Below are 26,691 nucleotides of genomic sequence, written 5' to 3'. Positions count from 1 at the left end.
TCGTGGTGAAACAAGACGAAGGCCCCGGATTCGGGGCCTTCGTGTTCAGCTGAGGGATCTATTGCCGGCTCAAACGCGGGCTGGGCAGCCAGCGTCGATGGGCAGCCAGCGGGTATGCGGGGAGCCACCACTGGAGGTCATGCGGACGCTTGCGTTGTCGGTGGCGGAGCCGTTAAGGCGGCCCTGAGCGTACAGGGCCCGGCTGTCCGCATTGCCGGTTTCGTTGCCCCCGGAGCACAGCGGGTCGCTCCAGGTATTGGGATAGGTATCGCCATTGTGCAGGGAGATACCCGAGTTGCAACCGTCAGTAGCGAAGGTCATGCCGGCTGATGTGGTGCCGGTCTTGAGGGTGGCATTGTTGACGGTGATGTTGACGGCGATGTCGCCAGTGCCGGGCTGCATTGCGCTGCCAGCGGAGTAGGCGTGCTGACCGTAGAGAACGGATGCCGCCTTGTTGTTTTTCGAGGGGGGATCAATGCCCGCGCTGATGATCTCGCGGAAATGGCCAGTGGTAGGCAGCAGCGAGTTTTCCTGTCTCTCAAGTTGACTGGGCGAGGGCAGGCCGAGTGTGCTGCCGGCCTGCGGGTTATCACCGTCGGCCATCCGCTGGGCGCCGCCGAGGAGGTCATCCCAGGCCATGGCCGACGGCGGCAGCGCAGGCGCGGCGCAGAAGCCCGCCGCCCATAACAGGCAGGCGGCTACTGTCCTTGCGATTCTCCCCGGCATGCCAGTGACTCCCGGATGATGCGTCGATCGGTAGTGATACCGAGGTGAAGCAGTTGCTGTGCCGAAATCAGATTGCCTTGTAGAATCAGTGGCTTGGATAATTCGATCGGCGCTGCGGGGCAGTAGCTGTTGCGCTGTCCTTACATCGTCAATAGGGCAAATCCCGGCGATGGCTCTGGAATTGGGCCTGGATCATGGATGAATCAGCCTCTGTATCGCTGCTGAAACACAATGCAGCGCTAAGGTCGGCACTTCCCGGTCCGCCGGGTTTCACGTGGGGTCGGCCTGTTTCATTCGCTTAACAGTCGACCGCCCCCGGCGGCTTTCCAGAGCGGTTGCGTCATTGCACCATCCTGAGTCAGGCATTTATCGCGAGCCGGCGAACGCAATCCGCCTCGGATGGTCTGCTTCACGCGGGCGAGAGCCGCGTCGGTGCCGGTTGGTCAGTGACCGGATGAGAATTTTTCGTTAAATCCGTAGCAAGCCACGGGCAATGCATTAGCATGCCGACGCCTTGTCGTGAGGTTCCGGGCTTTGTGTCCCGACCTCATGGACCGGCGCAGTCGGAATACATCATTAAAAAGGCGAGCCATCGAGCCGCGCGGGGGAAGCAATATGGATTTTTGGAGTGCCTTCCAGGCATTCATTCTCGGGGTGGTCGAGGGGCTGACTGAGTTCCTGCCCATCTCCAGTACCGGCCACCAGATCATCGTGGCGGACATCATCGGTTTCGGCGGCGAGCGCGCCGAGGCCTTCAACATCATCATCCAGTTGGCCGCGATCCTGGCGGTGGTCTGGGAGTTCCGCCGCAAGATCCTCGACGTCGTCATCGGCCTGCCGACCCAGGCGCGGGCCCAGCGTTTCACCGTCAACCTGCTGATCGCTTTCGCCCCCGCCGTGGTATTGGGCGTGGCCTTCGCCGACAAGATCCACCACTACCTGTTCAACCCCATCACCGTCGCCGTGGCGCTGGTCATCGGTGGCGTGGTGATCCTCTGGGCCGAGGGCCGCGAGCACCGCATCCGCGCCGAAACAGTGGACGACATGACCTGGAAGGATGCCCTCAAGGTCGGCTGCGCCCAGTGCCTGGCGCTGGTGCCGGGCACCTCGCGCTCGGGCGCCACCATCATCGGCGGCCTGCTGTTCGGGCTGTCGCGCAAGGCCGCCACCGAGTTCTCCTTCTTCCTGGCGATGCCGACCATGGTCGGCGCAGCGGTTTACTCGGGGTACAAGTACCGCCACCTGTTCCAGCACGATGACCTGCCCGTGTTCGCCATAGGTTTCGTGACATCCTTCATCTTCGCCATGATCGCCGTGCGCAGCCTGCTGAAGTTCATCGCCAATCACAGCTACGCGGCGTTCGCCTGGTACCGCATCGCCTTCGGCCTGCTGATCCTGGCGACCTGGCAGTTCGGGCTGATCGATTGGAGCAGCGTCAAACCTTGAGTCTGGGGGCCATGGAAAAAAACGGCATCATCAGTCGCTGGGACGACGACAAGGGCTTCGGCTTCATCCGTCCGCAAGCAGGCGGCGAAGAGCTCTTCCTGCACATCTCCGCCTTCCGCGGCGATCGCCGTCCGCAGAGTGGCGATCAGGTGTGCTACGTCCCGGGCAGTGACAAGCAGGGCCGGCCGCGCGCGGAGCACGCACGCCTGGCCGGCCTGGCCATCGATACGCCCGATATCCGCCGCAAGCCGCGTGCGCCGGCGACCCGCGAGCGGGCACGCAGCGGACGGGAAGTGGCCTTCCCGACACCGCCCCGGCGTTCCATCGGCCGTGCCCTGGTGCTTCTGGCGGTATTGCTGGCGTTGCCGGCCACTGGCGCCGTGGTGTGGCTGAAGGACGGTTATTTCCCCTGGTTCCTGCTGCTCTATCCGCTGTTCAGCGTGCTGGCGTTCTTCGCCTACTGGCGGGACAAGCGCAGCGCCGAGCGGGACGCGTGGCGCACGCCCGAGCAGAGCCTGCACCTGCTGGAGCTGCTGGGCGGCTGGCCGGGTGCGTTGCTCGCCCAGCAAGTGTTCCGCCACAAGACCCGCAAGCTGTCGTTCCAGCTGGTGTTCTGGGCGATTGTCATGGTCCACCAGCTGTTCTGGATCGACTGGCTCAGCGGTGGGCGCCTGCTGGGTTGGCTCGGTGCGCTGACGGGGCTGGGGCAGGGCGCCTCATAACGGCGAGTCGTCCTTCGAGAACTCCTCAGCCAGATAGTCGAGTAATGCCCGCACCGCCGGCAGAACGCCGCGCCGGTGCGGATACACCGCCTGCAGGTTGGCCTCGGGCTCGTGCCACTCCGGCAGCACGCGCACCAGGCGGCCGTCCGCCAGTTCTTCGATGCAGTAGTAGTTCGGCAGCACTGTCACGCCCAGTCCGGCCAGGGCGACGTTCTTGCGCAGATTGAAGTCTTCCGCCGCCAGGCGGGCCTCCAGCGCCAGCTCGCAGACTTCCCCCTGCGGTCCGATCAGTTTCATGTGCACTTTGCGGTCGCTCTCGATCGCGCCGAGGACGGGCAGGCTGGCCAGGTCCTGCGGATGAGCCGGCTGCCGCCCCTGCAGCAGCGCGGGCGCCGCCACCAGTGCCGCCTTCGCCGGGCGCAGGCGGCGCGATACCAGGGACAGGTCTTCATCGCCCGGCGCGCGGACGCGCAGTGCCACGTCCACGCCCTCATTGAGCAGGTCGACGCGGCGGTTGGTCAGCAGCAGTTCCAGGTTCACCTGCGGGTAGGCGGCGAGGAATCCCGGCAGCATCTCGTTGAGCGAGGTTTCCGCCAGGGCGACCGGGCAGGACAGCTTCACCCGTCCGCGCGGCTCGGCGCTGAGCTGGGCGGCCACTTCGTCTGCCATTTCCGCTTCCACCAGCATCGCCTGGCAGTGCCGGTAATAGCGCTCGCCCAGGTCGGTGAGTGCCAGCTTGCGCGTGGTGCGCTGCAGCAGGCGCACGTTCAGGCGTGCCTCCAGTTCCGCCACGCGCCGCGACAGCCGCGACTTCGGCAGCCCCAGCAGGCGGCCGGCGGCGGCGAATCCTCCGCACTCCACCACCTTGGCGAAATAGAAGAGGTCATTGAGGTCCTGCATGGGATTGTCCTACTGGTGAGACGAATCATCACATTTTTGCCGACTTATCGATGATTGGCTACATGCGTAGTCTTGCCTCCAACGACGAATTACTCCCGCCAGCCACCTGGCTAACCCGTTTGGAGAACTCACACATGAAACTTCTGCACATCGATTCCAGCATCCTCGGTGACAACTCCGCTTCCCGTCAGCTCAGCGCCGAACTGGTCGCCGCCTGGGTCGCCGCCGAGCCGGGCGTTGAAGTGACCTACCGTGACCTGGCCGCCGACGCCATCAGCCACCTGTCGTCCGCCAGCCTGGTCGCCGCTGGCACCCCGGCTGAAATGCGCGACGCCGCGCAGAAGCACGAAGCTGCCCTGGGCGAAACCAGCATCGAAGAATTCCTGGCCGCCGACGCCATCGTCATCGGCGCCCCGATGTACAACTTCTCCGTTCCGAGCCAACTGAAGGCCTGGATCGACCGCATCGCGGTTGCCGGCAAGACCTTCCGCTACACCGAAAGCGGCCCGGTCGGCCTGGCCGGTGGCAAGAAGGTGATCATCGTTTCCACCGCCGGTGGCATCCATGCCGGCCAGCCGACCGGTGTCGCCCACGAGAACTACCTGCAGCTGGTGCTGAATTTCCTCGGCATCACCGATATCGAAGTGGTGCGCGCCGAAGGCCTGGCCTACGGTGACGAGCCCCGCCGCAACGCCATCGCCGGCGCCCAGGCGAGCATCGCCAGCCAGTTCGCTGCCGCCTGATCGGCGACGGACTGACGAAAAGCCCCGCATAGCGGGGCTTTTTCATTTCCGGGGCTGGCCGTTCATCTGCTGTCGCCGGCGAGTCCTGGCTGGCGCGTAGTATGCAAGGATTGTCCTTGGCGGCGCCCGAGCCCCCGCGCCTTGCGTGGTGGAGGTCCAATGGCGCCTGAACTGGCTGCGCATCGGGACGGATTGCACCATGGCGAGGCGTCTGTTGTGGATTCTGTTGCTCGTTACCTTCAGTAGCGGCGCCTGGGCGGCGTCGGGCTGGAATGTGGGCTTTCATCGCCTGCAGGTGAGCGATCCACTGGATCTTGCGCCGATGAAGGCCATCGCCTTCTACCCCACGCGCGCGCCGGAGCGGCCGCTGCATCTGGGCAACTTCATCCTCGATGTCGCCTACGAAGGCAAGACCGCCAATGGCCACTTCCCGATGCTGGTGATGTCCCACGGCAACTACGGCACACCGCTGGCGCACCGCGACCTGATCGAGGCGCTGGTGCGCAAGGGTTTCGTCGTGGTGGCGCTGCTGCACCCCGGCGACAACCTGCATGACCACAGTCGCCTGGGTGCCCTGAGCAATCTCTACGGCCGACCGCTGCAGGTCTCGGAAACCATCAGCGCGGCGCTGCTCGACTCCGAGGTGGCGGGCGTCGTCGATCCGCGCAAGATCGGCGTGATCGGCTATTCCGCCGGCGGCGAGACGGCGCTGATCCTTGCCGGCGCGCAGCCGCGTCTGGATCGCCTGATCAAGTACTGCCAGCGATACCCGGACGACGCCGACGCCTGCAGCGACAAGGGCAAGCTGCGCGCCGACCGCAGCGACCTGGTGCCGATGGCCGACCCGCGCGTCGGCGCCTTGCTGCTGCTGGCGCCCTTGAGCCTGATGTACGGCGCCCATGAGCTGGAGGACGTGCAGGTGCCGGTGCTGCTCTACACCGGCAACCAGGACCAGATCCTCAAGTGGCAGAAGAATGCCGGTGCCCTGGCGCGCAAGCTGCCGCAGCAGCCGGACCTGCGGGTACTCGATGGAGCGGGGCACTTCGTGTTCATGTCGCCCTGTTCCGATGAGGAGCTGGAGGCCACGCCGGACCTGTGCACCGACAACCAGGGGCTGGACCGCAAGGCCATCCACCGCGACCTCGCGGCATCGGCGGCGGAGTTCTTCGACGTCAGCCTGGGCAGCTCGACGATGCAGACGTTGGGGCGGTGACGGGCGCTGCGGCCGGACGGTCCTACGAGAACCGTTCAGCCACCTGCGGCAGCGTGGCATGGAGGTGAGATCCTGTAGGAGCGAGCTTGCTCGCGAACAGAGTTTCCGACCGCGCAGGCGTCATGCAGGTTCGCGAGCAAGCTCGCTCCTACGAAGATCAAGAGCACGCAGAAAAAAGCCCCGCACTGGCGGGGCTTTTTCATGGACGGCGTAGCGTCAGACGATCACGCCCTGGCTGCGCAGGTAGTCGTCGTAGGTGCCGCTGAAGTCGGTCACGCCGTTCTCCGACAGCTCGATGATGCGGGTGGCCAGGGAGGAGACGAACTCGCGGTCGTGGCTGACGAAGATCAGCGTACCCGGGTAGTTTTCCAGCGCGAGGTTGAGCGCCTCGATGGATTCCATGTCCAGGTGGTTGGTCGGTTCGTCCATCACCAGCACGTTGGGCTTCTTCAGGATCAGCTTGCCGAACAGCATGCGGCCCTGTTCACCACCGGAGATGACCTTCACCGATTTCTTGATGTCGTCGTTGGAGAACAGCATGCGGCCGAGGGTGCCGCGCACCAGCTGCTCGCCGCCCTGGGTCCACTGGGCCATCCAGTCGAACAGGTTGTAGTCCTCTTCGAAGTCCTCGGCGTGGTCCTGGGCGAAGTAGCCGATGTCGGCGCTGTCGGTCCACTTCACCTCACCGTGGGTGGGCGCCATTTCGCCGACCAGGGTGCGCAGCAGGGTGGTCTTGCCGATGCCGTTGGGGCCGATGATGGCGATGCGCTCGCCGGCTTCCACCTGCAGGCTCAGGTTCTTGAACAGCGCCACGCCGTCGAAGCCCTGGCTGACCTTCTCCAGCGTCACCGCCTGGCGGTGCAGCTTCTTGTACTGCTCGAAGCGGATGAAGGGGCTGACGCGGCTGGACGGCTTGACCTCTTCCAGCTGGATCTTGTCGATCTGGCGGGCGCGGCTGGTAGCCTGCTTGGCCTTGGAGGCGTTGGCTGAGAAGCGGCTGACGAAGGTCTGCAGCTCGGCGATCTGCGCCTTCTTCTTGGCGTTGTCCGACAGCAGGCGCTCGCGGGCCTGTTCGGCGGCGGTCATGTACTCGTCGTAGTTGCCCGGGAACAGGCGCAGCTCGCCGTAATCCAGGTCTGCCATGTGGGTGCAGACGCTGTTCAGGAAGTGGCGGTCGTGGGAAATGATGATCATGGTGCTGTTGCGCGCCGTGATGACGTTTTCCAGCCAGCGGATGGTGTTGATGTCCAGGTGGTTGGTCGGTTCGTCGAGCAGCAGCAGGTCCGGATCGGAGAACAGCGCCTGGGCCAGCAGGACGCGCAATTTCCAGCCCGGAGCGACGGCGCTCATCGGGCCGAAGTGCTGCTCCAGCGGAATGCCCAGGCCCAGCAGCAGCTCACCGGCGCGGGATTCGGCGGTGTAGCCGTCGAATTCGGCGAACTGCACTTCCAGTTCGGCCACGGCCATGCCGTCTTCCTCGCTCATCTCCGGCAGGGAGTAGATGCGATCGCGCTCGGCCTTGACCTTCCACAGCTCCTCGTGGCCCATGATCACGGTGTCGATCACGCTGAAGTCTTCATAGGCGAACTGATCCTGGCGCAGCTTGCCCAGGCGCACGCCGTTCTCCAGCATCACCTGGCCGCTGGAAGGCTCCAGCTCACCGCCGAGGATCTTCATGAAGGTCGACTTGCCGCAACCGTTGGCGCCGATCAGGCCGTAGCGGTTGCCGTTGCCGAACTTGACGGAAACGTTTTCGAACAACGGCTTGGCGCCGAACTGCATGGTGATATTGGCGGTGGAAATCAACTGGGTAACCCTTGGCTGAACATGGTGCGCGCCGGGCGCGGGCGTGCGGGGAGGGCGCGGCGGTCGAGTGGACCGAGGCGTGCCTGGCAAAGCCGCCTATTATGCCACAAAAGGCCGGTACCTTGCATGCCGTGCGGCTGAAGCGCCCATTCTGCGGGGGCAAGGGAGCAACGAGGCAGTTGAAACCCGCCATTGTCCTGCCTCAGAATTCGGGTGTTCAGAATTTCGGTGGGGGCTGTATGAAAATCCTTAACGCTCAAAACTCGCTCAAGCAGTACCTGGAGCAGGTCAGCGACAAACTGATCACCGTCGTCACGGCCTCCGCCAGTGAGACCGAGTCGCTGGTCGAGACGCTGGTGGAGAACGGCAACACCGTCGATCTGCTGGTCGGCACCATCAACGCCTTCACCTCGCCGGACTTCATCGACTTCTGCGTGCGCGACACCGATGCGAACGTGACCCTGCACGTCGACTTCCGCGCGCAGAACAGCGTGCACTGGAAGCTGATCCTGGTCGAACCGGACGTGGTGATCCTGGGCAGCGCCAACTTCACCGAGATCGGCCTGAGCCTGACCCGCGACACCTGCACCGTCATCCAGGATGCCGCGCTGTACGCCGACTACCTGGCGCGCGTGGCGGCGATCAAGGGAGCCGAGGGCGTGATGCTCGGGGAGGACAGCCCGGCGTTCGACGAGGCGCTGGAGGAGTACCGCCAGAGCCACCGCCGCATGCAGGCGAGCCTGGCGCGCGGCGCGCAGTACCTGGATGGCGAAAGCTGGCTGGGCGACGAGACCAACCAGAGCATTCCGCTGTTCATCTGGTACAGCGATCATTCCGATGACTCCGAGGAAAAGGCCGAGGCCTTCCTGCGGGCCAGCAGCGATGGCGTGGACTGGGATGACGTGCGTGAGTTCTTCACCTACGAATGCGCCGAAGGCGTGCTGCCCTACGAAGAGGGCGACATGGTGCTGACCGCGCGTTGCAACGGCACGAACATCGCGTTCTATACCTTCGACCGCATCCTCTATCGCAATGGCACCTACTACATCTACTCGTACCGCAAGAAGCGCTACACCCAGCCGTTCAAGCTGGAAGACGCCAAGGAGCGCCTGAAGGAAATGATTCCGGATTGGTACGAGGAAATGCGTACCTCGCTCAACCGCCACGACATCAACAGCGTGGTGCGCTGAGCCCCGCCGCTGGCGCCGCGCATGCGCAGCACCGCAGCCTGAAATGAAAACGCCCCGCGGCAGCGCTGCCACGGGGCGTTTTGCATCAAGCGTCGATCAGCACATCAGAAGACGTTGACCGGGTACTCGACGAAGACGCGGACTTCGTTGCCGTCGGTGTTGTACTGCCAGGCGTCGTTGGATACGCGCAGCCAGGAGCCGCGCAGCTTGACCGACAGGTCCTTGGCCGGGCCGCTCGGTACCACGTACTTCAGCTGGTTGAAGATTTCGCGCTCCTTGCCGTCGCTGGTCTCGTCGGTCTTGATGTTGTCGCCGTAGACGTAGGCCACGGTGTAGCTCAGGCCCGGTACGCCGTACTCGGAGAAGTCCAGGCTGTAGCTGCCCTGCCAGGAGCGCTCGTCCTCGCCGTTGAAGTCCGACCAGTAGGAGTTGGCCAGCCAGATGGTGGTGCCACCGTCGCCGATGTAGTCGCCGCTCTGGTAGCCGCCGTACAGGTAGCCGGTATCGCCGTTGTTGCGCTGGTGGGCGAGCATGAAGGTGTGCACGCCGATGTTGTACGAGGCCGACAGGCTCCAGATGGTGTTGTCGCGGTTGCCGCCGTTGAATTCCTCGGCCCAGTCCTTGTTCAGCTTGGTCTTGTAGCCGTTGAAGTCGAAGGTCAGGGACTCGCGGTCAGCCATCGGGATGACGTAGTTCAGGTTCATGTACTGCTTGCGGGCAACGTCTTCGTTGTCCTGGCCGTACAGGGCGCCGCTGAAGTTGTCGGTGAACTTGTAGCTGCCGCCGAACACGTCGATGCGCTTGAGGCCGCCGCTGTCGTGGCCTTCCGCGCTCTTCTGGACTTCCGAGGTGAAGCGGCCGACGTTCAGCTCCAGGCCTTCGATCTCCTTCGAGGTGACCAGGGTGCCGGAGAAGGTTTCCGGCAGCAGGCGGGAGTTGTCGTAGCTCAGCACCGGCAGGGCGGGCATCTGGTCGCCGTACTTGATCACGGTGTTGGAGACGCGGGCCTTCACCGCGCCACCGGCGCGGGCCAGGTCGCTGGCCGGGTTGCCGTCGCCGTCGACCTTGAAGAAGTCGATACCCGGAGCGCCGGCGCGCTTGCCGTTCTCGTCCAGGTTGATCGCGTACATGCCGAAGACATCGGCGCCGACGCCGACGGTGCCCTGGGTGAAGCCGGAGGTGAAGGTCGCGGTGGCGGCCTGGCCCCACTCGGACTTGTCGTCACGGCCGTGCTTGTAGTCGCGGTACATGTAGCCATTGCGGAAGAACAGGTCGAAGTGACCGTCCTCGACGAAGCCCTTGGCAGTGGACTGGTCGTCAGCCAGGGCCGCGGTGGACGCGAGAATGCCCAGCGCGAGCAGGCTGATGCGGTGGTGCAGCATGTTGTTTTCCTTGTGCTAATGGTGCAGCGCCGACAGGACGAAAAAGGCCTTCCGCCCCGATGTGTGTCATCAGGGAAGTGGCGTCCTGTGTTGGCTCGTTTTTGCGGGTTGTAGCCGGCCTCTGGCGGGCCGTAGCGGGCGCGATGATAGCAGAGGATCGAATCTTTTCGGACTTGATGTGCCCAGGGTTGACACTGTGGCGGGTCGTCGGGCGATCACCTGCCTTCCCGGTGTGATCGGCTTCCCACCTTTTTTGCAGTTTTTTTTCACGAAAGATTGACGGCTGCGTTCCTAGCATCTGCTTCGCTCGCCGGCCGGGGCGTTGAAGACCACGGTTTCCGGGCAATTCCCGCAGTTCCGGAATCCTTTCCCCGATGTTCAAGCTTCGTCCGCTCCGCCCCGAATGGGTCACCCTGCTCACCAGCGTCCTGTTGCTCGCCTGCTACAACCTGCCGCTCTGGCAGCATCTGCTCGAGATCACACCGGCGGGCTGGCCGGGGCGTCTGCTGGCCGGGGCGTTCGCGCTGCTGCTGGTCGTCTGTTTCAACCTGATCCTGACCCTGTTCGCCTTCCGTGGCCTGCTCAAGCCGGTGCTGACCGCCTTGCTGCTGCTCAGTGCCGGGGTGGCCTATTTCATGAACCAGTACGGCGTGCTGATCGATGTCGAGATGCTGCGCAACGTGCTGGAAACCGATCCGGCGGAAGTCCGCGATCTGCTCTCCTTCAAGCTGGCCGCCTACCTGTTGCTGCTCGGCGCACTGCCGGTGGTGCTGCTCTGGCGCCTGCCGATCGCCTACCGCAGCTGGCCCCGCGAGCTGCTGAGCAAGGCCTGCGTGGGCGTCGTGTCGATGCTGATGGTCGGCGGCATCGCCCTGGGCAACTACCAGGGGCTGTCATCGATGCTGCGCAATCACCATGAGCTGCGCATGCAGGTCACCCCGAGCAACACCGTTGGCGCGCTGTTCAGCCTGGCCAAGGGCAAGGCGACGGCAAGCCACGCGGCGCTGCGACCGACGGCCGCCGATGCCGAACGTGCGGCCAGCTGGCAGGCGCACGGGCGCAAGTCGCTGACGGTGCTGGTGGTCGGCGAGAGCGCGCGGGCCGAGAACTTCGCCCTCAACGGCTACCACCGCGACACCAACCCGCGACTGAGCGCGGAGCAGGGCGTGATCAACTTCAGCGACGTGCACTCCTGCGGCACCGAGACCGCCGTGTCGGTGCCCTGCATGTTCTCCGACCTGACCCGCCGGCACTACAGCGATGCCGAGGCCAAGAGCCAGGAAGGCCTGCTCGACGTGCTCAAGCGCGCCGGTTTCCAGGTGCTGTGGCGGGACAACCAATCCGGCTGCAAGGGCACTTGCGACCGCGTGGCCTTCGAGGACCTGAGCCACTCCAAGGACCCGGCCCTGTGCGGCGATGGCGAATGCCACGACGACATCCTGCTCAAGGATCTGCAGGCCTATATCGATGGGCTCGACCGCGACACCGTGCTGGTCCTGCACCAGATGGGCAGCCACGGCCCGGCCTACTACAAGCGCTACCCGAAGGACTTCGAGAAGTTCACCCCGGTGTGCCAGAGCAATGACCTCAGCGCCTGCTCGCGGGAAAGCATCGTCAACGGCTACGACAACACCGTGCTGTACACCGACCACGTGCTGGCCAGCCTGATCGACCTGCTGCGCAGCAACCAGTCGAAGCTGGACACGGCGATGATCTACATGGCCGACCACGGCGAATCGCTGGGTGAGTACAACCTGTTCCTGCACGGCACGCCCTACGTGCTCGCGCCGGACCAGCAGAAGCACGTCGGCATGCTGGCGTGGTTCTCCGAGGGCTACCAGCAGTCCTTCGCACTGGACAGCGCCTGCCTGCGCCAGCACGCCGCCCAGCCGCTGTCCCAGGACAACCTGTTCCACTCCATGCTCGGCCTGCTGGAGGTGCGCACCCGCACCTACAACGCTGGCCTGGACATGTTCGCCGGCTGCCGCGAACCCTCGGTGCGCCAGGCCCTGGCCTTCGACTAACGGGCGAAAGAGCGCTGGTACAGCACCAGGCTCAGGGCCAGCCCGCTGAGCGCCGCCAGTGCGGCGAAGAGGAAGATCGAGCCGAAGCCGAAGGCCCCGGCGATGGCGCCCGCCAGGGGCCCGGTGATGCCCAGCGACACGTCGATGAACAGCGAGTAGGCGCCCAGCGCGGCGCCACGGTTGGAGGCGGGCACGAGGCCGACGGCCTCCACGCCCAGGGCCGGGAATACCAGGGAGAACCCGAAGCCGCTCAGCGCCGCGCCCGCCAGCGCCAGCCAGGGCGAGGGTGCCAGCCACAACAGCAGCAGCCCGAGACTTTCCACCGACAGGCAGGCGATGGCGACGCGGAAGCCGCCGTGGCGGTTGATCGCCTGGGCGAACAGCAGGCGCGCGCCGATGAAGCAGCCGCCGAAGGCCGTCAGGCAATACACCGCGTCGCTCCAGCCACGGCTGCCGTAATACAGGGTGATGAAGGTGGCGATGGTGCCGAAGCCGATCGCGCCCAGCGCCAATCCCATGCCGTGGGGCGTCACTCGGCCGAGCACATGGTGGAAGGGCATCCGCTCGCCGTGCACCAGCGCTGCCGGCCGCTTCGGCCAGGCCAGCGCGAAGCCCAGCCCCGCCAGCAGGATGATGCTCACGCCCATGCTGGCCAGGCCCAGATGCTGCACCATCAGCACCCCGAGCGGCGCGCCGACGGCCAGCGCGCCATAGCTGGCGATGCCGTTCCAGGAGATCACCTTGGCGGTGTTGGGCGCGCCGACCCGGTCGATGCCCCAACTGATGGACGCACTGCCCACCAGGCTTTCCGAGGTGCCCAGCACCAGCCGCGCCAGCATCAGGATTGCCAGGCTGAGCCAGGGCGCGCCCTGGGTCGCCCAGGACGCGAGCATTAGCGCGCCGCTACCGGCACATCCGGCCATGCCGTAGAGCACCGCGCGCTTGGGGCCGAGGGTGTCGATTACCCGGCCGGCATAGGGGCGGGTGAGGAGGGTGGCCAGGTACTGGATACTGATCACCAGCCCCGCCAGCACCGAGCCGAAACCGAGGTCGGTGTGCACGTAGCCGGGTAGTACCGCCAGCGGGATGCCGATGGTCAGGTAGGCGAGGAAGGTGAAGAGAACGACGGAAACCACCTGCAGGGTGGTTGCGGCGCTGGAGCGGGATTCGGTGGACATGTGCAGGCTTGGATCGGAACGGCGGGTGGGTAAGACATGATGGACCCGCCCTGGCGTGTAGGAAAGCAAGCTAACGAACTACCTTGGGGCTTTTGTGGGGCATGCGCCGCCCGCCGTAGATGCTCTTGTAGGAGCGGACTCCGTCCGCGATCGACGCCGCTGCGGGGGCTATCGCGGACGGAGTCCGCTCCTACGGGGTCGCGTTGCCAAGGATGGGCAAGGGTGCAGGGGCTTGGGTGACTCGGCGTACAACCGCGAACGGTTGTACGCCCTACGTCGGGCTGTCCCCACGCGCGTCATCCCCGCGAACGCGGGGACCCAGTTATGTAGGCCGTATGAGGCATCGCGTTATACGCCGACTGAGCTCAGGTCCGCCGGAACAGCGTGGGGTAGTCGAGCACCAGCCCGTCTTCGTCCACCGTCAGCAGCGCCTGGAAATTCGTGCCTTCGAGGTTTTCGTAGAGGTAGTGCCGCGCATCCACCCGCGTATAGCCCTGGCGCATGCGCACGGGCTTGAGCTTCGGGGCTTCCAGATAGACCACCGCCAACTCCACGCGCTGACTGTCTTCCAGCTTCAGGCGGCGGATCGGGAAGGTATTGGTGAAGGGCGACGGCCAGATATCGATATCCAGGCAGCCATCCAGCTCGCCCAGCGTTTCGCCCCCTGCGGTGTGCCAGTGCCCCTCGCCATCGGTCAACAGGTGCAGCTGATGCAAGCCACGGCTACCTTCGACGGAAAAACGCGCCTCGCGCAGGCGCCAGTCGTCGTCCCACTTAAGCTCGTAGTCCAGCTGATAGGACGGCCCGTCACCCTCGTCGATGGCGCGCAACTGGCTCTGCGCGCAGCCGTCACCCAGTTGCAGCGACTCCCAGCTGGCGTTCGGCGCCTGCCAGATGCCTTCCCAGTTCAAGGTTTTCATGGTGTCTGGTCCAGCAACAGGCCCAGCCGCTGGCGCTTGGGCAGGCGGGCCACCACCAGTTGGTGCGAGCGGGTGAGCGCTTCGCGGAGTTCAGCTTCGCCCATGGGGTAGGGGCGCTGCATGGCGACCCAGAAGGCCCGCGCCAGGTAGGGCGCCGGGCGGATGCCGGGGCGGTCCACATAGCCCAGGAACAGCTCCGGACCGACCTTGAAGGCCAGGCCGCCGGCGCCTTCGTCGAGAAAGTCGAGGATGGCGAACATCTTGTTGCCGGCCACCGAGAACACACGGTTGCTGCCCCACTTGATGTCCTCGCGGGCACCCGGCAGTTGCAGGCAGAAACGGGCGATCTGTTGTGGCGTCATCGCTTCAATCCCGGAAGTAGACTTCGACCAGATGGTAGCCGAACTGGCTCTTCACCGGGCCATGCACCACGCCGACGGGTTTCTTGAAGATCACCTGGTCGATGCTGCGCACCATCTGCCCCGGGCGGACTTCCCCCAGGTCGCCGCCGCGCTTGGCGGAGGCACAGGTGGAATGCTTGCGCGCCAGCGCGGCGAAATCCTCGCCACGGGCCAGGCGCTGCTTGATCTGCTCGGCTTCGGCGGCGGTCTTGACCAGGATATGGCGGGCCATGGCGACGGGCATCGGTATTACCTCGGAAAGTCAGGCGGGATGGGCATTGTACGGGAGCGGTGACGTACGTCGCATTTTCCGGTGGGTGGCATTGTGCCTTACTTGGCTGCTGCCTAGAGTCGGCGGAAAATTCCGACACGTAGGCCGCTGAGGAATCTGCGGCGTCCGCCCCCCTCCTTGCGAACGGATGCAGTTCTTATGGATATCCAGTCGATGCTGAAAATCCTGGCCACCCAGGATGGTTCCGACCTCTACCTTTCCACCGGCGCGCCGCCTTGCGCCAAGTTCAACGGGGTTCTCAAGCCGCTGACCAACGAGCCGCTCAAGAGCGGCGACGTGGCGCGCATCGGCTACAGCCTGATGGACGAGGAACAGCGTGCCGATTTCGAGCGCGAGCTGGAGATGAACCTGGCCATTTCGGTGCAGGGCGTTGGCCGCTTCCGTGTCAACCTGTTCAAGCAGCGCAATGAAGTGTCCATCGTGGCGCGGAACATCAAGCTGGACATCCCACTGTTCGAGGACCTGAAGCTGCCGGAGGTGCTGCTCAAGGTGGTGATGGAGAAGCGCGGCCTGGTGCTCTTCGTCGGCGGCACCGGCTCGGGCAAGTCCACCTCCCTGGCGGCACTGATCGACCACCGCAACCGCAACAGCGGCGGGCATATCATCACCATCGAAGACCCCATCGAGTACGTGCACCGGCACCGCAAGTCGATCATCAACCAGCGCGAAGTGGGCGTGGACACCCGCAGCTTCCATGCCGCGCTGAAGAACACCCTGCGCCAGGCGCCGGACGTGATCCTGATCGGCGAGATCCGCGACCGCGAGACCATGGAACACGCCCTGGCCTTCGCCGACACCGGCCACCTGGCGATCTCCACCCTGCACGCCAACAACGCCAACCAGGCGCTGGACCGCATCATCAACTTCTTCCCCGAGGAGCGCCGGCCACAGCTGCTCAACGACCTGGGCAACAACCTCAAGGCCTTCGTTTCCCAGCGCCTGGTACGCACCCAGGACGGCAAGCGCCGCGCCGCGGTGGAGGTGCTGCTGGGCACGGCCACCATCAGCGACATCATCAAGCGCGGCGACTTCAGCATGATCAAGGAGATCATGGACAAGTCTCGTGCCCTGGGCATGCAGACCTTCGACCAGGCGCTGTTCGACCTGGCGGTGGAAGGGGCGATCAGCGAAGACGAGGCGGTGAAGAACGCCGACTCAGCGAACAACCTGCGCCTGAAGCTCAAGCTCTACAAGGACAACCCGGCCATGGTGACCAACTCTGCCGCGGCCTCCAGTCCGGCGCCGGCGCCCGCAGCCGCCGCGCCGGCTGCCGACTCTTCCAGTTGGGGCCTTGAGCTGGCGCTGGAAGAAATCGAGGCGGAAGACGCGGAAGACAAGCCGGCCGGGCAGTAAGCCGTATTCCGTTAAAAAGCCCCGGCATGCTGGGGCTTTTTCATGGCGGATGGGGCGCGGAGCGCTTTCGGAGGAGCGGACTTTGTCCGCGAAATCCATCGCGGCGGAATGCGATGCAGCAGGTAGATGCTAATGCCTGGCACGAACCTGTCGGGCGCCGGCCTTGCCGGTGGATCGCGGAGAAGCTCTGCTCCTACGCGAGTCGCAGTCCCGGTGCGGGTGTGGCGCCCATTGTAGGAGGGCGCCATGCGCCCGAATCGCGGGCATGGCCCGCTCCTACGGTTGCCGGGGGTAGCGTGGTGCTGCTCGCTCCTACACAAAGCCTCAGAGCAGCGACAGCGGATAGCTGATGATCAGCCGGTTCTCGTCGAAGCTGTTGGTCCGGCCCCAGTCACGACGCATGGTCGAGTTGCGCCACTTGACGTTCAGCGTCTTGAAGGTGCCGCTCTGCACCGTGTACGCCAGCTCGCTCTCGCGGCCCCATTCGCTGCCGTCGTCGGTGCTGGCGTTGTGCACGTCGTTGCCCTTGAGGTAGCGGTTCATCAGCGTCAGGCCGGGGATGCCGAAGGCGGCGAAGTCGTAGTCATGGCGTACCTGCCAGGAGCGCTCCTTCGCGTTGTCGTAGCTGGAGTTGAAACTGTCGTTGGCCAGGGTGCCGCCGCTGGTGCCGTTGACGCGGAACCACTCGTCCTCGCCCATGACCTTCTGCAGGCCGACATAGAAGGTGCTGGCACCGTATTTTGCCGAGAACAGCCCGGAGAAGGTGCGGTTGTCCAGGTCGCCGGCGCGGGCGCTGCCGTCCTCCTTGCCCCAGAAGTAGCCGATATTCGCACCGAGTACCCAATCGCCCACCGGCTGGCTGTGCTGCAGTTGCAGGTACTGCTGCTGGTAGATGTCCTTCAACTCGGCATTCCACAGGCCGACCAGGGTGCGGTCGCCGTTGAAGCGGTATTCGCCACCGACGAAGTTGAAGCGGTCGGAGGTGAAGGCGGGGCGGCTGAACAGCGACATGTCCTCCATGCTGGCATCGTTGCGCGGGCTGTTCTGGCGGAACTGGCCGCCGTAGAGGCTCAGGCCGTCGATCTCCTTCGAGGTCAACTGCGCGCCCTGGAAGGTCTGCGGCAGCGAGCGGCCGTCGTCGGAGCGCAGGATCGGCAGCACCACCATCCATTCCCCGGCCTTGAGTTCGGTCTTCGACACCTTCGCCTTGCCGGCCAACGCCAGGCGGCCGAAGTCGTCGGCGGGGCGGCCGTCGTCGTGCACCGGCAGCAGCTGGGTGCCGGCGGTGCCCTTGCCGCCGTCGAGCTTGACGCTGTACAGGCCCAGCACGTCCATCCCCAGGCCGACGGTGCCCTGGGTGTAGCCGGAGCGGGCGTCGAGGATGAAGTTCTGCGTCCATTCCTCGGCCTTGTTCTGGCGGGCGTCGCCGACGAAATTGCGGTTCATGTAGAAGTTGCGCAGCAGCAGGCTGGCCTTGGCGTCTTCGAGGAAGCCGCCTTCGTCGGCATGGGCCAGGACGGGCAGGGCGGGCAGCAGGCACGCGGTGACGGTGAGATGGGGCAAGTGGCGGATCATGGGTGTTCCCTCGGCATTCTTGTCGTTGTTCGCGGGCAAACGGGGGCCTCCGCACGGTTCGGCGGATAGGCGATGAAAACGATCAGCGGGCGTGGATCAGGCGATCAGCCGGGCGCGACAGGAGCGGAGGGCGGGGCGGTGAGGGCGATGCACGCGCGACGGCGTGCCAGGGAGAGCATGAGCATGTGAACGGACCTTTCTTATAGTTGTGGACGCCGCATCGAGGCGGCGGCTGGGGCCATAGTGGTTCCGCCCGGCGCGTCGCCGCAATTCGTCCGAGGCGTAACTGTTCGCTGTTCGAACAGGAATTAACCGTTTGGGACATTTCTTTCAGGGGATTACGCGTAGCATGCCGTTCAGCGCGCCGAGCTTCTGTCAGAACGCATGCACCATCGCCTTGCGGCGGGCCCGCGAGTCGCCGGCGTGGATTGTTTCCCCTGTGCTTCTTGGTAGGCTGGCGTGCCAGCCGTTTCCGCCCTTCGATCTCCGTGACCCGATGAGTACCAGCCAATCGCCGTTGTCCGGCGCCAACCAGCCCTTCAAGGGCATCCTGCTCATCGTCCAGGCGACTTTCCTGTTCTCCAGCCACGACGCGCTGTCGAAGTACCTGGCGAGCATCTACCCCATCGTCATGGTGGTCTGGGCGCGCTATGTAGTGCACACCCTCCTGATGGCGGGCATCTTCCTGCCGCGCGCCGGTTTTGCCGTGCTGCGCACCCGCCATCCGTTCCTCCAGGCGGCACGTGCGCTCTGCCTGCTGGGCACCAGCTTCCTGTTCACCACGGGGCTGCAGTACATCCCGCTGGCCGAGGCGACGTCGGTGAACTTCCTCGCGCCGCTGCTGGTGACGGCCCTGTCGGTGCCGCTGCTCGGCGAGCGGGTCAGCGCCGGCCAGTGGGCGGCGGTGCTGGTGGGATTCGCCGGCGTGCTGGTCATCGTCCACCCCGGTGGCGCATTGTTCACCCCGGCGGTGCTGCTGCCATTCGGCTCGGCGTTGTGCTTCAGCTTCTACCAGTTGCTGACCCGCAAGCTCAGCCAGGTCGACAGCCCGACCACCAGCAACTTCTTCGCCGGCCTGTGCAATACCCTGATCGTCAGCGCGCTGGTGCCGTTCTTCTGGCAATGGCCGGGGCTGGTGCATGGCCTGATGATGCTGGCCCTGGGTACCTGCGGGATGACCGCGCACCTGTTCCTGACCCAGGCCTTCAAGCACGCCGCGCCGGCGCTTTTGGCGCCGTTCAGTTACTGCCAGATCGTCTTCGCCGGATTGCTGGGCTTGGTGATCTTCGGCCATACGCCGGAGCCGTCGGCGCTGCTGGGCATCGCGGTGATCTGCGGTAGTGGGCTGGCTGCCGCCTGGTTGCAGAGCCGCAAGGGGTAGGGCGGGGCTCTACCTGTAGGACCGAGGGGGACGCCCGGTCCTTGCTCGCGAACGGGTTTCTGGCTGCTCCGGTGCTGGGCTGTTCGCGAGCAAGCTCGCTCCTACGAAAAGCCGTCTCTACTCGATCTCGAACAATCCATGGCGGATCGGCCCCACCGACAAGCGCTGGCGCACGTCGTCGTCGATGCGCGGATCGTCCGGCTGGTACAGCTTCACCTGGCGGTAGGCGGCGATCCGGTTGATCTCCGGCCCCAGGTATTCCCACACCACGCGGGTGCAGGCCGGGGTGCGGCGGTCGCCGCTGGAGACGCCGGTCTTCAACCCGTTGAGGCGGGTGATGCGGCTCTTGAAGCTGGGGATGAGGATGGTCTGGCTCATCTCGTTGACGGTGAGCGACTCGTAGTCCAGCAGGAACACCCGGTCCTGCAGCTGGAACGCCGCGCCCAGATAGCGGCAGCGCACCCAGTCCTCGGCCTGCACGTCGGTGCTGCTGGAGCGTTCCTGGCGTTCCTGGCGCTCGAAGAGGAAGTTGCCGCCTTCCTCGTAGAGGTGCACCAGCGACAGCAGGATCGAACCGGGCACCGACATGCAGTTGGAATACTCGAAGTAGTAGCCGCAGTAGCGCGACAGGTTGCCCGCGTGCTCGCGCAGCGGGCGGAGCATTTCCATCAGCGGGTCGTCGCGCTGCACGTTCGCCGGTGAGGTACTCCGCGCACCGATCAGGCGGGCGAACTGCTCGGGCGGCAATTGCAGCTCGTAGTCCTCGACGCCGAAGAAATCCCCAATTCTCTTGAGGTTGTACGCGGTGGGCTGGCTCTGCCCGCCGAGGTATTTGTTGAACTGCGCGCGATTGATCGCGAGCTTGCGGCAAACCTCCGAGATAGAACGGTAGTGAGCGCAAAGCAGCTTGAGATTGGGGCCAAGGTTTTCGGACATTTGTGCCAGGTCATGGTGATGCGACTGGCGCAATTATAGCGTCAGGTCGCATCAACTCGGAACAAGCCGCGAAATTGTTTCAACAGGCTTCGAGCGCAACCATGCGCCCCCAGTGAGCGGGCCAGCCCCAGGCCCGTGCTCCCACAATAACAATCGAGGCCCCAGCACATGCTCGACGCGATCAACGATTTCCTCTCCGGGAAAGTCCTCATCGTCCTCATCGTCGGACTCGGCGCGTATTTCACCATTCGCTCCCGTTTCGTCCAGTTCCGCCATTTCGGCCACATGTTCGGTGTGTTCAAGGAATCGATCCGCGGCCAGGCTGGCCAACTGAGCTCCTTCCAGGCCCTGATGCTGTCGCTCGCCGGCCGCGTGGGCGCCGGTAACATCGCCGGTGTCGGCATCGCCGTGACCCTGGGTGGTCCGGGCGCCGTGTTCTGGATGTGGGTCACCGCGCTGGTGGGCATGTCCAGCAGCTTCTTCGAGTGCACCCTGGCCCAGGTCTACAAGCGCAGCGACGGCGACGGCCTGTACCGTGGCGGCCCGGCCTACTACATCCAGCACGGCCTGAAGCTGCGCTGGATGGCGCTGACCTTCGCGGTCCTGCTGCTGGTCACCTACGGCTTCGCCTTCAACGGCCTGCAAGCCTTCACCGTGACCCACTCGCTGCAGAACGCCTTCCACATTCCGGTGCTGTACTCCGGCATCGGCCTGGCCGTGCTGCTGGCCATCGTGTTCTTCGGCGGCATCCAGCGCATCGCGGCGGTGTCCGACCTGCTGGTACCGGTCAAGACCCTGGCCTACATCGCCGTGACCCTCTACGTGATCGTCACCCAGATCGAGCTGGTGCCGGACATGCTGACCACCATCGTCAAGAGCGCCTTCGGCCTGGAACCGGCCTTCGCCGGTCTGCTGGGCAGCGCCATCGTGATGGGCGTGAAGCGTGGCGTGTTCGCCAACGAAGCGGGCCTGGGCAGTGCGCCGAACGTGGCCGCTGTCGCCGCCGTGCGTCACCCGGCGTCCCAGGGCGTGGTCCAGGCGTTCAGCGTGTTCCTCGACACCTTCGTCATCTGCACCTGCACCGCGCTGCTGATCCTGCTCTCGGGCTTCTACACCCCCGGCTTCGAAGGCGACGGCATCACCCTGACCCAGAACTCGCTGGCCGCCGTGGTGGGTGACTGGGGCCGCATCTTCGTCAGCGTCGCGCTGTCGCTGTTCGTGTTCACCTGCATCACCTACAACTACTACCTCGGCGAGAACGCCCTGCAGTTCATCGTCGGCCGTAGCCGCACCGCGCTGGTCGCCTTCCGCGTCCTGGTGCTGGGCCTGATCCTTTGGGGCTCGATGCAGAACCTGGGCACCGTGTTCGCCTTCGCCGACATCACCATGACCTGCCTGGCCTTCGTCAACCTGGTGGCCCTGGCGATGCTGATCAAGGTCGGCCTGCGCGTGATGCGCGACTACGACGAGCAGCGCGCCGCCGGCATCGAGCGCCCGGTGTTCGATACCAGCAAGTTCGCCGACCTGGACATCGACCACGATGCCTGGCGCGACGCCCACAAGGTCAACTCGACCGCTCCGGCCCACGGCAGCCTGCCCGCCCAGGGCTGATCCGCTGACCTTGGTCTGAAACGCGAGGCCGGGACTTTTCCCGGCCTCGCGGTTTATCCTGTGAACTTTCCTACAAGAGCACTGGCATGCGCCGCGTGAAGAACCTTTTCGTCCTCTATACCGGCGGCACCATCGGCATGCTGCAGACCGCCGAAGGTCTGGCGCCGGCTGGCGGTTTCGAAGCTCGCATGCGTGAACAGCTGCAAGGGCACGGCGAGATTCGCCTCGACTGGTCCTTTGCCGAACTGCAGCCGCTGCTCGACAGCGCCAACATGACCCAGGCCAACTGGCTGGCCATGCGCGACGCCATCGTCGAGGCGGTGGAGCAGGGCGGCCATGACGGCGTGCTGGTGCTGCACGGCACCGACACCCTGGCCTATAGCGCCGCCGCGCTGTCCTTCCTGCTGCTGGGCCTGGACGTGCCGGTGGTATTGACCGGCTCCATGCAGCCCATGGGCGTACCGGGCAGCGATGCGCCGGCCAACCTCCTGGGCAGCCTGAAGGCCCTGGAGGCCGGCGTCGAGCCGGGCGTCTGGCTCTACTTCAATGGCGAGCTGATGCACGGCGCCCGCGTCACCAAGCTGCGCAGCGAGGCCTTCGACGCCTTTGCGATGCTGCCGCGCGAGCGCCATGGCGAGCGCGCCGAATCGATTCCTGCCGCGCTGGATTACCGTCAACCGCGCCAGCCGGTGAATCTCGCCGTGCTGCCGCTGTTCCCCGGCCTGCGTGCCGAACACCTGCGCGCGCTGCTGGGCAGTGGCGTACAGGCGCTGTTACTGGAGTGCTATGGCAGCGGCACCGGTCCTTCGGACAACGAAGAGCTGCTCGGCGCACTGCGTGAAGCCCATGCGCGCGGCGTGGTGCTGGCAGCGATCAGCCAGTGTCCGCAGGGGCACGTGGCTTTCGATATCTATGCCGCCGGCAGTCGCCTGCGCGATGCGGGACTGGTTTCCGGTGGCGGCATGACCCGCGAAGCGGCGCTGGGCAAGCTGTTCAGCCTGCTGGGCAGCGGCCTGGCGCCGTCCGAGGTGGAACGCCTGTTCGCCCTTGACCTGTGCGGCGAGCGCGTCGACGGCTGAGCCTCGTCCACACCCCGCTCAGGGGTGGGTATGAACCTGTAGGAGCGAGCTTGCTCGCGAACGCATTGCACCGGACTGTCCGGCGTGACGCGGGGTTCGCGAGCAAGCTCGCTCCAACAAAATCGGCTAGCCCCTCGCTGATCCGACCGGTCAGACACCCGTAGGAGCGGACTTCGTCCGCGATGTTTCCGTGCTCGGTTTATCGCAGGCGTGGCCAGCTCCTACAGCAGTGCTTTCCGGCGAGCGTCGCGTCCGCGTTCGGGGTCCCGTAGGAGCGGGCCATGCCCGCGAAGGGCGGACAACGTCCGCTCCTGCACAATCAGCGAGCCCGCGCTGCCCTGACCGGCCAAACACCCGTTGGAGCGGACTCCGTCCGCGATGTTTCCATGCTCGGTTTATCGCAGGCATGGCCAGCTCCTACAGCAGTGCGTTCCGGCGAATGTCATGTCCAGCGTTCGGACTCGCGTAGGAGCGGGCCATGCCCGCGAACGGCGGACAACGTCCGCTCCTATCCAGCCCGCGCTAGAACCCCACCATCTCCCCCACAACCCGCGCTTGCGGATCGTCACTGCGGCTCACCACCGCATAGTTGTACCCGCCCTGGCTCCAGTAGCGCGTCAGCAGATCGCCGTCGGTGCGTTGCCCCTGCGGCAGCATCTCGTGGCGCGGGCCCGGCGGGCGGATGAAGAAGGTCAGGCGCCGGCCCTGGCCGTCCTCGTAGATCACCAGCGCCGCCGCGCCCTGTTCGGTGGCGAGCAGCCGCGCGCCGACGGTCTTCAGGCCGACCCGGTCCAGCGCCGGCGGTGGCGGGGCATCCTTCAGGTAGTGGGCCAGCCAGTTGCGCAGGTCGCCGCCATCGCGCAGATCCAGGCCGCTCTGACTGACATCGGCAAACAGCCGGTACGCCTGCACCGCGTCCTGCATCGGCACCGAGTTGCGCGCCAGGCTATCGCCCCGCATCTGCCAGCCGCCCAGCCCGCCAACGCCCAGCGCCACGAACAGCGCCGCCGCCGTGGCCAGTCGCGAGCGCCGACGCTGTTGGAGGGTGCGGCGAATCCGCGCCGGGTCGAGTTGTTCAGGCAACGCGCCACGCCCCTGGCCGGCAAAGGCCGCGCGCAGCTGCTGGGCATCCTGCCGCCAGCCTTCCACGCGCCGCGCGTCCTCGGGGTGGGCCGCCAGCCAGGCTTCCACCCACTGGCGGCGGGCCGGGTCCAACTGGTCGTCGAGATAGGCGTGCAGGTCGTGCTCGTCGGGAATGCGTTCGTTCATTTCAGTACCCGCAAAGAAGGAGTCGCCGTCTGCCCTTCGCTCAGCGCGCGCAGCGCCGTGCGGGCGCGCGACAGGCGGGACATGACGGTGCCCAGGGGAATATCCAGTGCTTCGGCCGCCTCGCGGTAGCTCAGGCCCTCGACGCTGACCAGCGTCAGCAGCGCACGCTGCTCGGCGGGCAGGCGCTCGAAGGCTTCCAGGGTCGAGCGGGCGCTGACGATCTCCTCGGGCGAGGCGCTCACCGCGCTGTCCGCGCCGAACAGGCTGAGGATGCGCGCGTAGCGTTTCGCGCGGCGCTGCCCATCGACGAAGTGCCGGTAGAGGATCGAGAACAGCCAGGCGCGCAGGTCGCCGTCCGCGCGCCGGCCGGTCCAGGCCGACAGCGCTTTCTCCAGGGTCGCCTGGACCAGGTCGTCGGCGCTGCTGGCGCTGCGGGTCAGCGACAGGGCGAAGCGCCGCAGCCGGGGCAGCAGTTCGCGCAGTGAGTGATCGTCCAGTGAATGCATCGCAACGTCGGTAGTGGTGGGTTCGAGCGGTAAGGACGAATGCCGTGGCGATCTATTCCCTCGGCGCGAAAAAATAAATCTTTCGCAGTTCTCGGGAATAACCCGGCAGGCGGTGCGTCGTACCCGCTCAACGCATTCAGCGTAAGCCCGAGGAATTGGAAATGACAGATACCCCGCCCACTGGTCCGAATATGCCCTTGCGCCTGGCCGCCATCGGCGCCGTGGTGCTGGGCACCGCCGCCGTCTTCGCCTACACGGCCGGCTGGCTCGACCCGCAGCGGCTGACCCCGGCCAAGGTCATCAATACCCTGGAAGCCAACGGCGGCGTCCACCCCGGCTACCGGCGCAACCACGCCAAGGGCCTGTGCGTGATCGGCCACTTCGAGAGCAACGGGGGCGCCGCCGCATTGTCGCGGGCCAGTGTCTTCGCACCGGGCCGTGTACCGGTGGTGGGGCGCCTGGCCATTCCCGGCGGCAACCCGGCGGCCAGCGACGGCGCCGCGCCGATCCGCAGCCTGGCCCTGCGCTTTTTACCGGCCGATGGACAAGAGTGGCGCACCGGTATGAACGCCATGCCGGTCTTCGTGGTGCGCGACGTCGCCAGCTTCTACGAGCTGCAGAAGGCGACCGCCCCGCAACCCGGCACCGGCAAGCCCGACCCGGAAAAGGCCGGCGCCTTCTTCAAGGCCCACCCGGAAACCCAGGCCTTCCGCGACTGGGCGAAGTCCTCGACACCGTCCTCCAGCTACGCCAACAGCGCCTACTACGGCCTCAACGCCTTCTACCTGGTGGACAGGGAAGGGCGCGAGCAGCCGGTGCGCTGGTCCGTGCAGCCCGTCGCTCCCTACGAGCCGCTGGCGGCGGACAAGCGCGGCGACGCCAACTTCCTCGCCGCCGAGCTGACCCAGCGCCTCGCCGCCGGCCCGTTGCGCTGGCGCCTGCAATTCACCCTCGGCGAACCCGGCGACAGCACCGCCGATGCCACCCAGGCCTGGCCGAAAGAGCGCCGCCAGGTGGACGCCGGCGAACTGGTGATCGAACGCCTGCAAGCGGAGATCGGCGGCGACTGCCGCGACGTCAACTACGACCCGCTGATCCTCCCCGACGGCATCCGCGCCTCCGACGACCCGCTGCTCAGCGCACGCTCGGCCGCCTACTCGGAATCCTTCAACCGCCGTACCCACGAGCAGGCCCAGGAGAACAACTGATGAAACCGACCTACTTCCCGCTCTCCCTGCGCATTCTCCACTGGCTGATGGCGCCGCTGGTGCTGGCCATGCTGCTGATCGGCCTGGGCATGGTCGCCAGCGTCTCCCCGCGTCACGCCATGCTGGTCGCGATCCACAAGCCGCTGGGTGCCGCGCTGCTGGTCCTCGTCCTGCTGCGCATCGTCGTGCGCCTGACCCACCGGGTCCCGCCGCTGCCCAACGACATGCCCGGCTGGCAACGCGGCGCCGCGCACCTCTCGCACCTGGCGCTCTACGGCCTGCTGCTCGCCCAGCCGCTGGTGGGCTGGACCATGCAATCCGCCGGCGGCTACCCGGTGGTGCTCTGGGGAGGTTTCGAGCTGCCCGCGCTGGTTTCGCCCTCGGTGGAACTGCACACCGTCCTTCGCGGCGCCCACAGCGTGATCGCCTATGCCTTGCTGCTCACCATCCTCCTGCACCTTGCCGCCGCGCTGTTCCATGGGCTCATCCGCCGCGATGCGGTGTTGCCCAGCATGACCGGCGCGCCCATGCCCAACGACCCCGCCGGAGAACGGCCATGAAAGTGCTGATTGCACTGGCTTGCTTCGCACTCACCGGAGCGGCGCTTGCCGCGCAGGACGTAGCGACGGCAGAGGATTACCACTACGGCCAGCAACTCGACATCCAGCGCGTGGTGCAACCGGCGGACCTGAGCTTCTGCGGTATCCGTGAAGTGGAGATGGTCTACGAGGACAGCGCCGGGCAACTGCATCGCCTGCGTTATCCGGCGTGGGGGCTGTTCTGCGGTAATGAGAAGTGAACGCTTGCCGGCAAGGATGAACGAGATGTCG

The 26,691-nt window shown here is 65.7% G+C and carries 25 protein-coding genes; 13 read left to right on the top strand and 12 right to left on the bottom strand.

Going from position 1 to position 26,691, the window contains the following annotated elements:
* Nucleotides 1–69: 69 nt before the first annotated feature.
* Complete coding sequence (locus J5M67_RS18935) at nucleotides 70–726, bottom strand: hypothetical protein (protein WP_207886874.1); 657 nt, start codon at nucleotides 724–726, stop codon at nucleotides 70–72.
* A gap of 615 nt (nucleotides 727–1,341) precedes the next feature.
* On the opposite strand from J5M67_RS18935, the gene J5M67_RS18930 reads away from it, so the two are divergent.
* Together J5M67_RS18930 and J5M67_RS18925 are read left to right on the top strand one after the other, a co-directional pair.
* The gene (locus tag J5M67_RS18930) at nucleotides 1,342–2,172 is read left to right on the top strand and encodes an undecaprenyl-diphosphate phosphatase (RefSeq protein WP_207886873.1); all 831 of its coding nucleotides are present in this window, start codon (nucleotides 1,342–1,344) and stop codon (nucleotides 2,170–2,172) included.
* 11 nt (nucleotides 2,173–2,183) lie between these two features.
* Nucleotides 2,184–2,894: a DUF1294 domain-containing protein gene (locus J5M67_RS18925; protein WP_207886872.1), complete on the top strand. Its 711-nt coding sequence runs from the start codon at nucleotides 2,184–2,186 to the stop codon at nucleotides 2,892–2,894.
* Here the strand turns inward: J5M67_RS18925 and J5M67_RS18920 are convergent.
* Nucleotides 2,889–3,794 carry a LysR substrate-binding domain-containing protein gene (locus tag J5M67_RS18920; protein ID WP_207886871.1) on the bottom strand — a complete coding sequence of 302 codons (906 nt, stop codon included), beginning with the start codon at nucleotides 3,792–3,794 and terminating at the stop codon, nucleotides 2,889–2,891. The genes J5M67_RS18925 and J5M67_RS18920 overlap by 6 nt on opposite strands.
* A gap of 134 nt (nucleotides 3,795–3,928) precedes the next feature.
* Here J5M67_RS18920 and J5M67_RS18915 point away from each other — a divergent pair, with 134 nt between their 5' ends.
* Nucleotides 3,929–4,537, top strand: a complete 609-nt coding sequence (locus J5M67_RS18915) for an FMN-dependent NADH-azoreductase (RefSeq protein ID WP_207886870.1) — start codon at nucleotides 3,929–3,931, stop codon at nucleotides 4,535–4,537.
* Between the two features lie 199 nt (nucleotides 4,538–4,736).
* Complete coding sequence (locus tag J5M67_RS18910) at nucleotides 4,737–5,750, top strand: dienelactone hydrolase family protein (RefSeq protein ID WP_207886869.1); 1,014 nt, start codon at nucleotides 4,737–4,739, stop codon at nucleotides 5,748–5,750.
* Between the two features lie 216 nt (nucleotides 5,751–5,966).
* Here J5M67_RS18910 and J5M67_RS18905 read toward each other — a convergent pair whose 3' ends face one another.
* A complete protein-coding gene (locus J5M67_RS18905) occupies nucleotides 5,967–7,556 on the bottom strand; it encodes an ABC-F family ATPase (protein ID WP_207886868.1) in 1,590 nt (529 codons plus the stop codon).
* Between the two features lie 239 nt (nucleotides 7,557–7,795).
* Between J5M67_RS18905 and J5M67_RS18900 the strand changes: the two genes are divergently transcribed.
* Nucleotides 7,796–8,746, top strand: a complete 951-nt coding sequence (locus tag J5M67_RS18900) for a phospholipase D family protein (protein ID WP_207886867.1) — start codon at nucleotides 7,796–7,798, stop codon at nucleotides 8,744–8,746.
* A gap of 104 nt (nucleotides 8,747–8,850) precedes the next feature.
* Here J5M67_RS18900 and J5M67_RS18895 read toward each other — a convergent pair whose 3' ends face one another.
* Nucleotides 8,851–10,128, bottom strand: coding sequence for an OprD family porin (locus J5M67_RS18895; RefSeq protein WP_207886866.1), 1,278 nt, complete (start codon nucleotides 10,126–10,128; stop codon nucleotides 8,851–8,853).
* A 374-nt stretch (nucleotides 10,129–10,502) separates the two neighbouring features.
* Here J5M67_RS18895 and J5M67_RS18890 point away from each other — a divergent pair, with 374 nt between their 5' ends.
* Complete coding sequence (locus J5M67_RS18890; protein ID WP_207886865.1) at nucleotides 10,503–12,152, top strand: phosphoethanolamine transferase; 1,650 nt, start codon at nucleotides 10,503–10,505, stop codon at nucleotides 12,150–12,152.
* Here J5M67_RS18890 and J5M67_RS18885 read toward each other — a convergent pair.
* The 4 genes from J5M67_RS18885 to J5M67_RS18870 all read right to left on the bottom strand — a co-directional run bounded on the left by J5M67_RS18885 (nucleotide 12,149) and on the right by J5M67_RS18870 (nucleotide 14,895).
* A complete protein-coding gene (locus tag J5M67_RS18885) occupies nucleotides 12,149–13,330 on the bottom strand; it encodes an MFS transporter (protein ID WP_207886864.1) in 1,182 nt (393 codons plus the stop codon). The genes J5M67_RS18890 and J5M67_RS18885 overlap by 4 nt on opposite strands.
* A 365-nt stretch (nucleotides 13,331–13,695) precedes the next feature.
* On the bottom strand, nucleotides 13,696–14,250 hold the full coding sequence (locus J5M67_RS18880) for a putative glycolipid-binding domain-containing protein (protein ID WP_207886863.1): 555 nt from the start codon (nucleotides 14,248–14,250) through the stop codon (nucleotides 13,696–13,698).
* The gene (locus tag J5M67_RS18875) at nucleotides 14,247–14,612 is read right to left on the bottom strand and encodes an MmcQ/YjbR family DNA-binding protein (protein WP_207886862.1); all 366 of its coding nucleotides are present in this window, start codon (nucleotides 14,610–14,612) and stop codon (nucleotides 14,247–14,249) included. The genes J5M67_RS18880 and J5M67_RS18875 overlap by 4 nt, the downstream gene beginning before the upstream one ends.
* Nucleotides 14,613–14,616: 4 nt before the next feature.
* Entirely contained in the window at nucleotides 14,617–14,895 is a 279-nt protein-coding gene (locus J5M67_RS18870) for a peptidylprolyl isomerase (protein WP_207886861.1), read from the bottom strand.
* Nucleotides 14,896–15,081: 186 nt separating this feature from the next.
* Between J5M67_RS18870 and J5M67_RS18865 the strand changes: the two genes are divergently transcribed.
* Complete coding sequence (locus J5M67_RS18865) at nucleotides 15,082–16,296, top strand: PilT/PilU family type 4a pilus ATPase (protein ID WP_207886860.1); 1,215 nt, start codon at nucleotides 15,082–15,084, stop codon at nucleotides 16,294–16,296.
* Between the two features lie 324 nt (nucleotides 16,297–16,620).
* Here J5M67_RS18865 and J5M67_RS18860 read toward each other — a convergent pair whose 3' ends face one another.
* The gene (locus J5M67_RS18860; RefSeq protein WP_207886859.1) at nucleotides 16,621–17,871 is read right to left on the bottom strand and encodes an OprD family porin; all 1,251 of its coding nucleotides are present in this window, start codon (nucleotides 17,869–17,871) and stop codon (nucleotides 16,621–16,623) included.
* A 496-nt stretch (nucleotides 17,872–18,367) separates the two neighbouring features.
* Here J5M67_RS18860 and J5M67_RS18855 point away from each other — a divergent pair, with 496 nt between their 5' ends.
* On the top strand, nucleotides 18,368–19,252 hold the full coding sequence (locus J5M67_RS18855; protein WP_207886858.1) for a DMT family transporter: 885 nt from the start codon (nucleotides 18,368–18,370) through the stop codon (nucleotides 19,250–19,252).
* A gap of 117 nt (nucleotides 19,253–19,369) precedes the next feature.
* Here the strand turns inward: J5M67_RS18855 and J5M67_RS18850 are convergent, their stop codons facing one another.
* The gene (locus tag J5M67_RS18850) at nucleotides 19,370–20,188 is read right to left on the bottom strand and encodes a helix-turn-helix transcriptional regulator (RefSeq protein ID WP_207886857.1); all 819 of its coding nucleotides are present in this window, start codon (nucleotides 20,186–20,188) and stop codon (nucleotides 19,370–19,372) included.
* Between the two features lie 168 nt (nucleotides 20,189–20,356).
* On the opposite strand from J5M67_RS18850, the gene J5M67_RS18845 reads away from it, so the two are divergent.
* Both J5M67_RS18845 and J5M67_RS18840 read left to right on the top strand, forming a co-directional pair.
* A complete protein-coding gene (locus tag J5M67_RS18845) occupies nucleotides 20,357–21,799 on the top strand; it encodes a sodium:alanine symporter family protein (protein WP_207886856.1) in 1,443 nt (480 codons plus the stop codon).
* Between the two features lie 86 nt (nucleotides 21,800–21,885).
* Nucleotides 21,886–22,878: an asparaginase gene (locus J5M67_RS18840; protein ID WP_207886855.1), complete on the top strand. Its 993-nt coding sequence runs from the start codon at nucleotides 21,886–21,888 to the stop codon at nucleotides 22,876–22,878.
* A gap of 522 nt (nucleotides 22,879–23,400) precedes the next feature.
* On the opposite strand, the gene J5M67_RS18835 is transcribed toward J5M67_RS18840, so the two are convergent.
* The gene (locus J5M67_RS18835; RefSeq protein WP_207886854.1) at nucleotides 23,401–24,147 is read right to left on the bottom strand and encodes an anti-sigma factor; all 747 of its coding nucleotides are present in this window, start codon (nucleotides 24,145–24,147) and stop codon (nucleotides 23,401–23,403) included.
* Nucleotides 24,144–24,653 (bottom strand): sigma-70 family RNA polymerase sigma factor, encoded by a 510-nt coding sequence (locus J5M67_RS18830; protein WP_207886853.1) that lies wholly within the window; start codon nucleotides 24,651–24,653, stop codon nucleotides 24,144–24,146. Before J5M67_RS18830 ends, J5M67_RS18835 begins: the two co-directional genes overlap by 4 nt.
* 161 nt (nucleotides 24,654–24,814) lie before the next feature.
* On the opposite strand from J5M67_RS18830, the gene J5M67_RS18825 reads away from it, so the two are divergent.
* The 3 genes from J5M67_RS18825 to J5M67_RS18815 are packed head-to-tail and all read left to right on the top strand — an operon-like array spanning nucleotide 24,815 to nucleotide 26,660.
* A complete protein-coding gene (locus tag J5M67_RS18825) occupies nucleotides 24,815–25,861 on the top strand; it encodes a catalase family peroxidase (RefSeq protein WP_207886852.1) in 1,047 nt (348 codons plus the stop codon).
* On the top strand, nucleotides 25,861–26,421 hold the full coding sequence (locus tag J5M67_RS18820; RefSeq protein WP_207886851.1) for a cytochrome b: 561 nt from the start codon (nucleotides 25,861–25,863) through the stop codon (nucleotides 26,419–26,421). The genes J5M67_RS18825 and J5M67_RS18820 overlap by 1 nt, the downstream gene beginning before the upstream one ends.
* Complete coding sequence (locus J5M67_RS18815; RefSeq protein ID WP_207886850.1) at nucleotides 26,418–26,660, top strand: DUF2790 domain-containing protein; 243 nt, start codon at nucleotides 26,418–26,420, stop codon at nucleotides 26,658–26,660. Before J5M67_RS18820 ends, J5M67_RS18815 begins: the two co-directional genes overlap by 4 nt.
* The last annotated feature ends 31 nt before the right edge of the window (nucleotides 26,661–26,691 follow it).

The sequence above is a fragment of the Pseudomonas sp. 30_B genome, from assembly GCF_017491605.1.
Taxonomy (GTDB): domain Bacteria; phylum Pseudomonadota; class Gammaproteobacteria; order Pseudomonadales; family Pseudomonadaceae; genus Pseudomonas.
The sequence above is the reverse complement of the archived record's forward strand: the minus strand, read 5'-3'. Positions and strand labels throughout refer to the sequence as shown.